The organism is Mycobacterium kiyosense (genome assembly GCA_021654635.1).
In the GTDB taxonomy this organism is placed as follows: domain Bacteria; phylum Actinomycetota; class Actinomycetes; order Mycobacteriales; family Mycobacteriaceae; genus Mycobacterium; species Mycobacterium kiyosense.
This window is the reverse complement of the sequence record AP025179.1, coordinates 5,451,502-5,464,405: the sequence shown is the minus strand read 5'-3', so window position 1 is coordinate 5,464,405 and position 12,904 is coordinate 5,451,502. Positions and strand designations below refer to the sequence as shown.

Sequence of the window (12,904 nt, the reverse complement as noted above, 5' to 3'; positions counted from 1 at the left end):
GGTTCACTCTCGATCCCTTGGGTTCACCCAATTAGCAGGCGGCGCAATGTTGTTGCGTGTGCGGTCGTTGGGGTGTGAAGTCTGGGCGTTGGGTGTGAAGTCTGGGCGTTGATTGTGTAGTGGTGGCGGGATTTTCGACGTTTGGCCGCCGTGGGTTCACTCTCGACGCCGAAGCTTCACACCCAACGCCGAAGCTTCACACCCAACGCCGAAGCTTCACACCCAACGCCGAAGCCTCACTCTCAACGCCGTGGCTTCACACGCAACGCCTGCACTTCACCCGCAACGCCGACGCTTCACCCTAGAAGCCGCCGACAAACCCTCGACCGCCGCGGCGTCGCTCAGATGGCCGGCCCCAGCAGGTCATCGGCGTCGCGGATGATGTAGCCGTAGCCCTGCTCGGCCAGGAAGCGTTGCCGGTGCGCGGCGTACTCGGCATCCAGGCTGTCGCGTGCCACCACCGAATAGAAGATGGCGCCGCCGCCGTCGGCCTTCGGCCTCAGCAGCCGGCCCAGCCGCTGGGCCTCCTCTTGGCGGGACCCGAAGGTACCCGAAACCTGCACCGCCACCGACGCTTCCGGTAGATCGATGGAGAAGTTGGCGACTTTGGACACCACCAACGTGGAGACCTCGCCGGTGCGGAACTTGTCGAACAGCTCCTCACGCTCCCGAGTCTTCGTCGACCCCTGAATCACCGGTGCATCCAGTTCGGCGCCGAGTTCCTCGAGCTGGTCCAGGTAGGCGCCGATCACCAGCGTCTGCTCGCCGGGATGATTTTTCAGAATCGACTTGACCACAGCAACTTTGGTGTGCACCGTCGAGCACAGTTTATAGCGCTCCTCTGGTTCGGCAGTCGCGTAGTTCATCCGCTCGCTGTCGGTCATGGTGACCCGAACTTCTACGCACTCCGCCGGAGCGATCCAGCCCTGCGCCTCGATGTCCTTCCACGGCGCGTCATACCGCTTCGGGCCGATCAGGGAGAACACGTCGCCCTCGCGGCCGTCTTCCCGAATGAGGGTGGCGGTCAAGCCAAGTCGCCGCCGCGACTGCAGGTCGGCGGTCATCCGGAACACCGGCGCCGGCAGCAGGTGCACCTCGTCGTAGATGATCAGTCCCCAGTCGCGGCTGTCGAAGAGTTCGAGGTGCCGGTACTCGCCCTTGCTGCGACGGGTGACCATCTGATACGTCGAGATGGTGACGGGGCGAATCTCCTTCTTTTCTCCGGAGTATTCGCCGATCTCGTCTTCGGTCAGCGACGTGCGCGCCACCAACTCACGTTTCCACTGCCGGGCCGCCACGATGTTGGTGACCAGGATCAGCGTGGTGGCCTGAGCTTTGGCCATCGCCGCCGCGCCGACCAGCGTCTTGCCGGCCCCGCACGGCAGCACCACCACACCTGACCCGCCGGCCCAGAACGAATCGGTGGCCAGCTGCTGATAGTCACGCAACTCCCAGCCGTCGGGCTGCAGGCTGATGGGGTGTGCCTCGCCGTCCACGTACCCGGCGAGATCCTCTGCGGGCCAACCGATCTTGAGCAGCAGCTGCTTGACCCGGCCGCGCTCGCTGGGGTGCACGACGACGGTGTCGTCATCGATGCGGGCACCCAGCATCGGCGCGATCTTCTTGTTGCGCAACACTTCCTCGAGCACCGCGCGGTCCAGACTGACCAGCGTCAGACCGTGCGCGGGGTGCTTGACCAGTTGCAATCGCCCGTATCGCGCCATGGTGTCGACGATGTCGACGAGCAACGGCTGGGGCACCGCGTAGCGCGAGAAGCTGACCAGTGCGTCGACCACCTGCTCGGCGTCGTGGCCCGCCGCTCGCGCGTTCCACAGCGCCAGTGGCGTGATGCGATAGGTGTGCACGTGCTCGGGTGCGCGTTCCAGCTCGGCGAACGGCGCGATGGCGGCGCGCGCCGCCCCCGCGAGCTCGTGATCCACCTCGAGCAGCACAGTCTTGTCGGACTGCACTATCAACGGTCCGTCAGTCATTTCAGCGCCACTCCTTCCCCGTCGCTGTGCTCTGCATCGTCGTCGGCGCACATCAGTTCATTATCGTCGGTGGACCGACAACTACCGTTCGTCGGGCGACATCACCGAGGTGATCCGGTGGATGGCGAAGTCGCGTAGCCGCCCGGACGCCGAATCGAACGCCATCAGCTGACCGCCCTTGACCACGATCGGGGACACCACCCGCTGAGTCGCCACGCCGGCGGCGTCGAGGTATCCGATGAGCACCGTTTCCTGGTCTTTCGCGGCGCGCTGCAGCAGCGCGATGGCGACGGTGGAATCGATGCGGCTGCTGCCGAACGGCGCCGCGGTCACCGTGCGCAACACCGCCACCACCGCTTGCAGGGTGTCGGCGCCGGGCCGCGCCGGGGGGCCGGTAGGGTCGGCGGCGCTGTGGCGCGGGTACGCGCGCGCCGCGGCTGCGCACGTCGACGATCGCGCCGGTGGAGTCCTCGGCCGCCGGGGCGAACCCCGCCGACCGCAACGCCGCCAGTACCTCGGCGATCGACGCCGGGGACACCGCCACCGTCGGGGCCAATGCCCGCAGCTGTAGATCGTTGGCAGCTGCCGCAGCGACCGCCTGGGCGAGCAACGCCGGATCCTCGCAGCGCACGAACGACGCCGCCATGCCGATCCTGAGCTGTCCATGCCGCCGCGCGACGTCGTCGATCAGATAGGTGAGTCCTTGTGGCACGGGCGTTTTCGAGTGGTTGGCGAAGAAATCTTGCATCCAGTCCCGCGTCTTGCCGATGTCGAGCGCGTGCCGGATGGACTGCTCGCTGACTCGGTAAACCATTGCCGCGCCGGCAGATTCGACGTCGGCGACGGTGGCTAGTTCGTCGGCAAGTTCACGTTCCAATGGGCCCGGCACCACCACTGTCAGATCGGCCTGCACCAGGAAGTGGTCGATCGGCTTGGGCAGCGCGCGGGCCATCGCGGCGATGACCGCACCCGGATCATCTTCGGACCCCAGCAGAACTCGACCCGGCGTGCTGATCGCCCCGCGGCCCACCAGGCCCAGCGCGTGCGCTTCGGACAACAAATCGGCGACCGGCCCGGGTTGCAGCCGTCGCGACCACCGCGGGCGGCGCCAGATCAACGCCGCCGACGCGGTGGTTTCGTCGACCCCGGCGCCCTCCGGCAACTCGGCGAGCATGCCGAGCAGCAGCCGCCGGTCCAACGGGGCTGCGGTGGAGAACAGCGAGTCCGACAGTGCGCCATAAGTTTTGCCGTCAGGGCCGCGGGTGCCGATCAGCGTGGGCCGACCGGGCAGGTCCAGCCAGGTGTCGGCCAGCAGGAACCAACGGTCGGCGGCGGTAAGAGTGGTGTAGCGATCGGCGGCTGTGGTCGGCGCCCAGTACGGTCCCTCGCCATAGGTCGGTTCCGGATCGGGCATCCCGCTACCGATCAGGCCGGCCGCCGCCGCGAGTTCGAGGATCAGGCCCACGCGGGGCTCGTCGATGCCGGTCGACTTGGCCAACCGCTTGATGTCGCGAATCCCGAGCCCGCCGCTGCGTAGCTCGGAGACCGGTGTGGCACTGAGGTTTTCCAGCAGGACGTCGACCTGGCGCAGCAGATCGATGACCGCCCCGGCGGCCGCGGCATCGGCATCGGCGGGTTTGGTGGCCGAAACTACCGGGTCGGGGGCGGTCAGTCGGATGGGACCGGGATTCTCCCCGCGCAATACCTGCCCGACGTGGCGCGGCAGAATGACCGTTTCGGCGTCGATGCGGCGCAGCAGTCCCGCCGACAGCAGCCGTGGCACCGGCCGGTCCGGGGGAGCGCCAGGGGCGGCGTCGCGGGTACGCCCCATCGGGGAGCCCTCCAGCAGCTTTTCCAACACGTCTCGTTCCGGTGCGTCGAGTCCGTCGATCAGGGCGGCGATCTGCTCGGCGGTGGGTGAGCGATCCTCGAGCGTCACCTGGCCGGGATGCCACGGCAGGGCGGTCCCGGTGTCGCCGGCCACCCGCACCGCCGCGTCGCCCCACACCAGGGCACGTTGTCTGAGGTCGTCAAGTGCGGCGAGCACGTCCGGCTGCGGAGCGTGGTCGCCGATCAGGGCCAACAGCTTGGCCACCGGCACCGGCTCGACGTCGGCCTGCAGCACCAGCAGCGCATCGAGAACCGCCAGGCGCAGGAAGTCGAGGTCGTCGGTCGCGGCCTTGATCGACTGTCGAGCCTGGGCGCGTGCGGCCAGTGCCGCGATGCTGCCGGGTGGGGGCTGGGCAAGGTCCGGCCGCAGCTCCAACAGCAGGATCAGCCGCTCGTCGGGCAGGTCGGCCAGCCAAGACCCCAGCGGGATATCCGGGGTGTGTTCGGTCATTGCTGATCAAGCGTAGGCCCGACCGGTGGCCTTCCGTCGCGTACGGTGTGCGGACCTGTCAGAATGGACCGCGTGGCTGACGCAGGCAAGGCAAAGTATGTGGACAACGGCTGGCCCACTACGGACCCCGACGACCACGCGGTGAGCGAACTCGTGACCGACCGCACGGGCGCGCTGTCACCCTTTGGCGAAGTGGTGTTCCCGGTGCCCGCCGAGGAGTTGCCCTATGTTCATCCGGTGACCATTGCCACCTGGTAGTCGCCGGTATGTCCGGGGCGGCTGAGCACTCAGAGGTTCCCGCGCTGTCGCACCTGGACGAGCGGGGCGCCGCGCACATGGTCGACGTCACCGACAAAAGCACCACCCGGCGCACCGCTGTCGCGGCGGGCGCGCTGCGCACCTCCCCGGACGTAGTGGCGTTGATCTCGACCGGCGGCCTGCCCAAGGGCGATGCCTTGGCGACCGCACGGGTCGCGGGCATCCTCGCCGCCAAGCGCACCAGCGATCTGATACCGCTGTGCCACCAACTGGCGCTCACCGGGGTCGACGTCGACTTCAGCGTCGGCACCTCAGATATCGAGATCAACGCGACGGTGCGCAGCACCGACCGAACGGGGGTGGAGATGGAGGCCCTGACTGCGGTCAGCGTGGCGGCCCTGACCCTCTACGACATGATCAAAGCGGTGGATCCGGGCGCGCGCATCGACGATATCCGGGTGCTCAGCAAAGAGGGCGGTCGCAGCGGAAGTTGGGTGAGACAATGAGCCGATCTGCACGAGTGGTGATCGCGTCCACTCGGGCTGCTTCCGGTGCCTACGCCGACGAATGCGGGCCGATCATCACTGAATGGCTTGAGGATCAAGGCTTTTCATCTGTCGAAGCGCGGGTGGTGGCCGACGGAAATCCGGTCGGTGATGCACTGAACGACGCGCTCGACGACAACGTAGATGTGATCATCACCTCCGGCGGAACCGGTATCTCACCCACCGACAGTACCCCCGAGCAAACCGTTGCGGTGTTGGATTTCGTCATTCCCGGATTGGCCGACGCGATCCGGCAGGCCGGGTTGCCGCGGGTGCCGACGTCGGTGCTGTCGCGCGGGGTCTGCGGGGTGGCCGGCAACACCTTGGTGGTCAACCTGCCTGGCTCACCCGGCGGGGTGCGGGACGGCCTCGGGGTGCTCGCGGGCGTACTGGATCACGCGCTTGCCCAACTCGCCGGCGAAGATCACCGGCGATGAACCTGGTCCTGCGCGCCGCAGTGACCGAGCAGCCGATCCTTCTCGCCGAGCACGAGGCGTTGGTGGGTCACCAATCCGCAGGGGCCGTCGTCGGCTTCGTCGGCATGATCCGTGACCACGACGGCGGTCGTCGGGTGGTGCGGCTGGAGTACACCGCGCACCCGTCAGCCCCCGAGGTTTTTGCTGAGGTGGTTGCCGACGTAGCCGGGCAGGCCAGCGGCGTCCGAGCGGTCGCGGCCAGTCACCGGGTCGGGGTGTTGCACATCGGGGAGGCCGCGCTGGTGGCTGCCGTCGCCGCCGACCATCGCCAAGCGGCGTTTGCTACGTGTGCCGTGTTGGTAGACAGCATCAAAGAGCGGCTTCCGGTCTGGAAGCACCAATTCTTCGACGACGGATCCGAAGAGTGGGTGGGTTCGGCCTGAGCCGGCGCGGCGCAGGCCGAACCTGACGGTTACAGGACGGGACCCGCCACGAGCGCGTCGAGCGCGTCGTTGCCGGCGATGCCCTGGCCCACGATCGACTGCCACAGCTGCTGCGTGTAACCGACGGTGGTGACGTCGTGAACCCCGGTGGGGCCGGCGTCGACGGGCGGCGGCACGTCACCGGGCTGGAAGCCGGCATCGACAGGCGCCGGAGCCGGCGGGAGGTCGGCCGGAGCCGGGGGCAGGTCGGCCGGAGCCGGGGGCAGGTCCGCGGGAGCAGGAGCCAGGTCCGCGGGAGCAGGGGGCAGGTCCGCGGGAGCGGGCGGCAAATCGGCCGGCGCGGGCGGCAGGTCGGCCGGCGCGGGGGCCAGCTCGTTGCCGGTCATCTGGATCGGCGCCGGGGCCTCCTCCACGGGCGGTGGCAGCTCGCTGTTCGCGGCGGGCACTTCCTGCGGCTGGTCGAACGGACCGAAGCCGGCCGGCTCGGGAAGGGGGTTGCGGGGCGACGGTCCCGACAGCGCGGTGCCACACACCGGCCACGCGCCGCGGCCCTGGGTCGCCAGTACGCGCTCGGCGACGGCGATCTGCTGGTCCTTGGTGGCCATCTGCGCCGACGGGGCGTACTGGCTGCCGCCGTGCGAGGCCCAGGTGCCGGCCGCGAACTGCACGCCGCCGTAGAAGCCGTTACCGGTGTTGATGGCCCAGTTACCGCCGGATTCGCAGCGGGCTACAGCGTCCCACTCCGCATCGGTGGCAGCGGTCGCCTGGCCGGCCATGGCGATGGCGCCGCCACCGAGGACCGTGCCGGTGAAGGCGATCTTGGCGACGCTGACGCCGGAGGTAGTGGGCTTGCGGTGCCGTCCACTCATACGTCCAGAAATTCCTCTCGTGTACACGCCTGCGAGGTCAGCTGTCGGGTTCGGGTGGGAGAGGTCACCCGGCCGCCTCGCGGCTGTCGCCACGACGTCGGCTTCACCCCTAGGGACCATGACGGCCCCAGTCCGATCTCGGCGGACCTGGTGGGTCCCCCGCCTCCATCCGCGGGTCGGAATCCCTCGACCTACTGGATGGAGCTAGGCGCGTAACAGGTGAGGGAGGGTCCGTCTTTCGGGTTGGCTGACGAACCTTCCGAGACGGTAGCGGGTTCCGGCGATCCCGTCACGTCTAGAAGAAACCGGCGTTTTGGACACAAAAGTCGCGAAAAACCGCAGGAACGGTCTGCATTTGCGCAGCTCGGAGCGGCCGAAACCGGAGCGTGGCCGGGCCGTTATCGTTCCGTTATGTGAGGCATTTCACAGTTTTAACCGCCGGCGAACGGCGGGAGTACGTCAACGGTGTCGCCGGCGGATAACGCGGTGGCCTCATCTCGAACGGCAATTCCGTCGCGCAGATAAGAGCAGCGTTCCAATACCGTTGCCAGGCGGGTACCCCGGCGCGCCAGATTCTGAACCAGGCCGGCCACCGTGGTGCCGGTTGGCAACTCGACCGTTTCCCACTCGATACCCGCGGCTGCCCGGGCGGCCGCGAAGTACCGGACGGTCACCTCGATCCGGACGGCCGTCGTAGCTGCGTCAACGGGGCCCTCAGCCACCGATGGCACTCATCGGGCGGTCGGGCTGGACGAACCCGGGGTCGTTGATGCCGTGCCCCGCGGGCTTGGCCCACATCGCGTCGCGCCACGCCGCCTCGATGGCGTCGTCCCCGGCGCCGCCGCGCAGTAGGGCGCGCAGGTCGGTCTCTTCGGTGGAGAACAGGCAGTTGCGGATCTGGCCGTCGGCGGTGAGCCGGGTGCGGTCGCAGGCCGAGCAAAACGCGTGCGACACCGAGGCGATGACGCCGAACTTGGCGGCGGGCGTGCCGGGGCCGGTGTCGACCAGCCAGAGTTCGGCGGGGGCCGAACCGCGCGGCGCTGGATCGGGTCGCAGCCGGAAGTGCGGGCGCAGCGCAGCCAGCACGTCGTCGGCGCTCAGCGCCGCTTGGCGGCGCCACCGGTGGCCCGCATCGAGCGGCATCTGCTCGATGACCCGCAACTGGTAGCCGTGCGCCACGCAGAACCTCAGCAACTCGACGACGTCTTCGCGACCGGTCGCGGGGTCCAGAACGGCATTGACCTTCACCGGTGCCAGACCGGCTGCCGCAGCGGCGGCCAGTCCGGCCAGCACGTCGGCCAGCCGGTCCCGACGGGTGATGGCCGCGAAGTGGGCGGGGTCGATGCTGTCCACCGACACGTTGACGCGGTCCAGACCCGCCGCCGCCAGCGCGGCCGCCCGCCGCGCCAGTCCGACGCCGTTGGTGGTCAATGAAATCTCCGGGCGCGGAGTGAGGCGGGCTGCGGTGGCCACGACGTCTTCGAGGTGGCGGGCCAGCAGTGGCTCACCCCCGGTGAAGCGCACGCTGGTGATGCCGAGTCGGGTCACCGCGATCCGCAGCAGACGAGCCAGTTCGTCGCTGCGCAGCAATTGGTCGCCGGGCAGCCAGTCCAAGCCGTCCGCGGGCATGCAGTACGTGCAGCGAAGATTGCAGCGGTCGGTCAGCGAGACGCGCAGGTCGGTGGCGATCCGGCCGTACGTGTCGAGCAGCGGTCCGGCGCCGGGTGGCCGCCGATGTTTGCTGGGGGCGGGCATCCCGGGCAATCCCAGCGCGGTCGGCGTCATGCTCGGGCCCGCGCCGGCCAGTCGGCGGGAACGATCTCCTTACCGAGCGGCATCAGCGACACCGGGATCATCTTCAAATTCGCCAATGCCAGCGGGATGCCGACGATCGTGGCGGCCATCGCCAGCGCGCTGGTCAGATGACCGATCGCCAACCACAGCCCACACAGCAGGATCCAGATCACGTTGCCGATCAGGGCGCCCGCTCCGGAGCCGGGCTTGTCCACGATGGTGCGACCGAACGGCCACAGCGCGTAGGACGCGATCCGCAGGGAGGCGAAGCCGAACGGGATCGTGACGATGAGCAGGAAGCAGACGAGCGCGGCCAGCAGGTATCCGAGGGCCAGCCAGAGGCCACCGAATACCAGCCAGATGACGTTCAGGATCAGGCGCATAATCTCCTCCAGCGGTACCGCCAGCCTACCGAGTTAGGGGTAAACCGGGATGCTCGGCGGCCGATGCGCCGAGTAGGATCTGTGATCGTCATCGCGTCCTGCGCAGGCGGGACGCGTCTTTGTGTGGAATACCCCATCCGTGAGACAAGCAGGTGAGAGCAGTGCCGACCGGCAAAGTGAAGTGGTACGACTCCGAGAAGGGGTTCGGCTTCCTGTCGCAGGAGGACGGCGAGGACGTCTACGTCCGTTCGTCGGCGTTGCCCGCCGGTGTCGAGGGGCTCAAGGCGGGACAGCGCGTCGAGTTCGGCATCGCCTCGGGACGGCGGGGACCGCAGGCCCTGAGCCTCAAGCTGCTCGAGCCGCCGCCGAGCCTGGCCCGGACGCGCCGGGAGGCCTCACGCCGGGAACCACCCGCCGAGCACAAGCACAGTCCCGACGAGTTGCACGGCATGGTCGAGGACATGATCACTCTGCTGGAGAGCACTGTGCAGCCCGAGTTGCGCAAGGGCCGCTACCCGGACCGCAAGACCGCCCGGCAGATCTCCGAGGTGGTCAAGGCGGTCGCGCGGGAGTTCGAGGCGTAACGCCCCGCCGCGCGTGCTACGCCGGCGCCCGAGAGGGCAGGATTGTCTACATGTCCTCTTATGTGGCCGGCAAGGGCGAATTCAACCGCGACACCAACTACATCACCACCCGCATCACCGCCGATGGTCGCGACGGCTATCCGGTCGAGCCGGGTAGATACCGGCTGGTGGTGGCCCGCGCCTGTCCGTGGGCCAACCGCGCGATCATCGTGCGGCGGTTGCTGGGTCTGGAATCGGTTCTCTCCATTGGCTTTTGCGGTCCGACGCATGACCAGCGCAGTTGGACCTTTGATCTCGATCCCGGCGGCGTAGACCCGGTCCTGAAGATCCCGCGGCTACAGGATGCCTACTTCAGGCGATTCCCGGACTATCCCAAGGGCATCACCGTTCCGGCGATCGTGGACATCCCGACCGGCGCGGTGGTGACCAACGACTTCGCCCAGATCACCTTGGATTTCTCCACCGAATGGACCGGCTACCACCGGCCGGGGGCGCCGCAGCTGTATCCCGAGGAACTGCGCGCCGAGATCGACGAAGTGAGCAAGAGGATCTATACCGAGATCAACAACGGTGTCTACCGGTGCGGGTTCGCCGGCGCGCAGCAGGCATACGAGTCCGCCTACGACCGGCTGTTCACCGCGCTCGACTGGGTGAGTGAACGCTTGAGAGCTCAGCGATTCCTGGTGGGCGACACCATTACCGAGGCCGATGTGCGATTGTTCACCACCCTGGCCCGCTTCGATCCGGTGTACCACGGGCATTTCAAGTGCAACCGCCAGAAACTATCCGAGATGCCGGTGTTATGGGCCTACGCGCGAGACCTGTTCCAGACCCCGGGCTTCGGCGATACCACCGACTTCGTCCAGATCAAGCAGCACTATTACATCGTGCATTCCGACATCAACCCCACAGGTATCGTCCCCAAGGGACCGGACCTGGCCAACTGGCTTTCGCCGCACGGCCGTGAAGCGTTGGGCGGCAGGCCTTTTGGTGACGGCACGCCGCCGGGGCCGACGCCCGATGGCGAACGGGTGCCGGTCGGTCACGGCGCGTAACCCGCCGGCTGGGGACGATCAAAAGTTAACGCGCACAGACCATTCGGCGTGGGGCGGGAAGAATTCCTCCCCGTTGTAGACGAGCTTGGTGAGTAGCTGCACCACCACCCCGGTTAGCCGGCCGCGCTGCGGGTCGGTGGTGGGGATGGTGACGGCCAGCGTGCTGTTCGGCCGGAAGATGGTGGTGGTGTCCTTGGTCGGATCCTCATATGTCTGCAGCAGTTTCCACGGTGCGCGACTGATGGCCTCCGGCACCGAGAGCTGCACCGGATAACGCTCGCTCACCGATAATTCGCCCTGCGTCCGTGGCTCCTGGCAGTCGTTGAGATTCAGGACGTTGCAATACATGTAGGGGCCCACCTTGGTCAGGTGACCGTTCGAATAGGCGCTGATCACCGGGTAGGACGGGCCGCGATCACGCACCAGCAGCCAGGTCCCGACCCCCGCCGCCGCGGCAAGCACGATCACGCTGACGAGCAGTGCGACGATGCGGGGTTTGAGCGACGGCCTCACCGGGGACTCACTGCGGCGTCACCCGGGTTTCCGGCGCGCCCCGGTGCCAGCCCTCCTGCTCGACCATGATCGGTCGGTTGCCGCCGAGCCCAGGAATCAGCGAGCGGCCCTGGAAGCTGACGACCGTCTGGGCCAGACCCAGGATCAGCAGCGCGCTGACCGCGGTGAAACCCACCCACAGGTCGGTGTAGACCAACACGCCCAGGGCGCCACCCAACACCCACGCCAACTGCAGGGTCGACTCGGAACGCCCGAAACCCGAGGCACGCGACTCCTCGGGAAGATCGTTCTGCAACGACGCGTCCAGCGACGCCTTCGCGATGGCGCTGGACCCCGAGGTGAACAGCGTGGCGACGACGACCGCGATCAGATGCCCGGCCACCGCGGCGGCCAGCGCGAACGCGGTGACCACCAGGGTGCAGCGCACCACCAGCACGGCGGGGCGGCCCAGCTTCAACCGCGCGCTGGCGAAATTTCCGGCGAAGTTGCCGATGGCTGCGGCCGCACCGATCATTCCCAACATGGCCAGCTGAACCCAGCCGTCGGCGTCGTGCGCCTTGGCGACGAACGCCGGATAGAGGAACAGGAACCCGACCATCACCTTGATCGTGCAGTTGCCCCACAGCGAGGTGATGATGTTGCGGCCCAACGGCTGTCGAGGTTTCTCCTTAACCGGCTTGGCCTCGGTGTGCCAGCTGCGCCGCATCGTGTCGCTGTCGCGGTGATAGCTCAACGTGGCCGGCACCTCGCCGGCGGTGACCTCGACCCAACTCGGGATCCGCATGGACAGCAGCGCCCCGGCGATCGTGATGCCGACGACGACGAACAACGCGCCGGGCAGCTTGAACAGATGCGTGCAGGCGAACTCCACGCCGGCCGCGACCGCACCGCCGGCGATGGTGCCGCCGAGCAGCCCGAAGACCGTCAGCCGGGAATTGACCCGCACCAGGTCGATGCTGGGCGGCATCACCCGCGGGGTGACCGCGCTGCGCAGCACACTGAACGACTTGGAGAACACCATCATGGCCAGCGCGCAGGGGTAGAGCACCCACGACGGGAAACTGCCGCTTGCGCCGTCGTAGTTGATGATCAGCACCAGCGCGAGCGCGGTGCGCAGCGCGAAGGACAGCGCCAGCGCGACCCGGCGACCGTGCTGCAACTTGTCCAGCGCCGGTCCGATCAGCGGCGCGATCACGGCGAACGGCGCAATGGTGATCAGTAGGTAGAGGGCGACTTTGGACTTGCTCTCCCCGCTGGCCGCCGCGAAGAACAACGTGTTGGCCAGGGCCACCGCCATCGCGGAGTCGACCGCGAAATTTGCCATCACCGGCCAGGTCAGCGCGGTGAGGCCGGACTTGTCGGCGCCGTCGGCGGTGGCGGCGCGCTGCACCATCCAGTACATCCGCGAGCCCATCTCACGGCTGCGCATGGCCGCGGCACGGGTGACGGTGATGCGTTCGCCGTTGTTGAAGCCGCGCGGCGGGGGAGGCGTCGTGTCGCGACGGGGCGGTTCGTGACCCAGCGGCGGCAGGTACCGGTTGGAACTGGGCATCGGCGGTGGCCGCCGGGACCGGCGGTGGTCGGCGTCGCCAGCCGGGTAGTTGGCCATCCCGGGATGTTCCTGAAAGGATCCTTCGTCTCGGGTCCGGCGGCCCGGGGGTGGGGCCATACGGCCCGGTTGATCACGCCTCGGTCCAGACACGGTTCAATTC

13 protein-coding genes, 1 pseudogene and 1 riboswitch are annotated in these 12,904 nt (G+C 68.0%); of the genes and pseudogenes, 6 read left to right on the top strand and 8 right to left on the bottom strand.

The annotated features are described in order from the left end of the window. Positions 1-341: 341 nt before the first annotated feature. Together L6444_RS25600 and L6444_RS25595 are read right to left on the bottom strand one after the other, a co-directional pair. Positions 342-1,991, bottom strand: coding sequence for a DNA repair helicase XPB (locus L6444_RS25600; protein ID WP_236977982.1), 1,650 nt, complete (start codon positions 1,989-1,991; stop codon positions 342-344). 81 nt (positions 1,992-2,072) lie between these two features. Next, positions 2,073-4,332 (bottom strand): annotated as a pseudogene (locus tag L6444_RS25595) (helicase-associated domain-containing protein). A 63-nt stretch (positions 4,333-4,395) separates the two neighbouring features. Between L6444_RS25595 and L6444_RS25590 the strand changes: the two are divergent. The 4 genes from L6444_RS25590 to L6444_RS25575 are packed head-to-tail and all read left to right on the top strand — an operon-like array spanning position 4,396 to position 5,994. After that, positions 4,396-4,590: a hypothetical protein gene (locus tag L6444_RS25590; protein WP_180919196.1), complete on the top strand. Its 195-nt coding sequence runs from the start codon at positions 4,396-4,398 to the stop codon at positions 4,588-4,590. An 8-nt stretch (positions 4,591-4,598) separates the two neighbouring features. Continuing rightward, a complete protein-coding gene (gene moaC / locus L6444_RS25585; protein WP_236977981.1) occupies positions 4,599-5,096 on the top strand; it encodes a cyclic pyranopterin monophosphate synthase MoaC in 498 nt (165 codons plus the stop codon). Further along, positions 5,093-5,572 (top strand): MogA/MoaB family molybdenum cofactor biosynthesis protein, encoded by a 480-nt coding sequence (locus L6444_RS25580; RefSeq protein WP_236977979.1) that lies wholly within the window; start codon positions 5,093-5,095, stop codon positions 5,570-5,572. The genes moaC and L6444_RS25580 overlap by 4 nt, the downstream gene beginning before the upstream one ends. After that, positions 5,569-5,994, top strand: a complete 426-nt coding sequence (locus tag L6444_RS25575; RefSeq protein WP_236977977.1) for a molybdenum cofactor biosynthesis protein MoaE — start codon at positions 5,569-5,571, stop codon at positions 5,992-5,994. The genes L6444_RS25580 and L6444_RS25575 overlap by 4 nt, the downstream gene beginning before the upstream one ends. A 29-nt stretch (positions 5,995-6,023) precedes the next feature. Here the strand turns inward: L6444_RS25575 and L6444_RS25570 are convergent, their stop codons facing one another. The 4 genes from L6444_RS25570 to L6444_RS25555 all read right to left on the bottom strand — a co-directional run bounded on the left by L6444_RS25570 (position 6,024) and on the right by L6444_RS25555 (position 9,040). After that, positions 6,024-6,863: a transglycosylase family protein gene (locus L6444_RS25570; protein WP_236977976.1), complete on the bottom strand. Its 840-nt coding sequence runs from the start codon at positions 6,861-6,863 to the stop codon at positions 6,024-6,026. A 9-nt stretch (positions 6,864-6,872) separates the two neighbouring features. After that, positions 6,873-7,047: riboswitch (cyclic di-AMP (ydaO/yuaA leader) on the bottom strand. A 247-nt stretch (positions 7,048-7,294) separates the two neighbouring features. Further along, positions 7,295-7,585 (bottom strand): MoaD/ThiS family protein, encoded by a 291-nt coding sequence (locus L6444_RS25565; protein ID WP_236977975.1) that lies wholly within the window; start codon positions 7,583-7,585, stop codon positions 7,295-7,297. Then, positions 7,578-8,648, bottom strand: a complete 1,071-nt coding sequence (gene moaA, locus L6444_RS25560) for a GTP 3',8-cyclase MoaA (protein WP_236977974.1) — start codon at positions 8,646-8,648, stop codon at positions 7,578-7,580. Before moaA ends, L6444_RS25565 begins: the two co-directional genes overlap by 8 nt. Beyond that, complete coding sequence (locus L6444_RS25555; protein WP_236977973.1) at positions 8,645-9,040, bottom strand: YccF domain-containing protein; 396 nt, start codon at positions 9,038-9,040, stop codon at positions 8,645-8,647. The genes moaA and L6444_RS25555 overlap by 4 nt, the downstream gene beginning before the upstream one ends. Positions 9,041-9,201: 161 nt before the next feature. Between L6444_RS25555 and L6444_RS25550 the strand changes: the two genes are divergently transcribed. Beyond that, a complete protein-coding gene (locus L6444_RS25550; protein WP_236977972.1) occupies positions 9,202-9,624 on the top strand; it encodes a cold-shock protein in 423 nt (140 codons plus the stop codon). A gap of 50 nt (positions 9,625-9,674) precedes the next feature. Beyond that, positions 9,675-10,679, top strand: a complete 1,005-nt coding sequence (locus L6444_RS25545; RefSeq protein WP_236977971.1) for a glutathione S-transferase family protein — start codon at positions 9,675-9,677, stop codon at positions 10,677-10,679. Positions 10,680-10,697: 18 nt separating this feature from the next. Here L6444_RS25545 and L6444_RS25540 read toward each other — a convergent pair whose 3' ends face one another. Next, positions 10,698-11,192, bottom strand: coding sequence for a DUF2771 domain-containing protein (locus tag L6444_RS25540; RefSeq protein WP_370653033.1), 495 nt, complete (start codon positions 11,190-11,192; stop codon positions 10,698-10,700). A gap of 7 nt (positions 11,193-11,199) precedes the next feature. Next, on the bottom strand, positions 11,200-12,861 hold the full coding sequence (locus tag L6444_RS25535; protein WP_236977970.1) for an MFS transporter: 1,662 nt from the start codon (positions 12,859-12,861) through the stop codon (positions 11,200-11,202). Between the last annotated feature and the right edge of the window lie 43 nt (positions 12,862-12,904).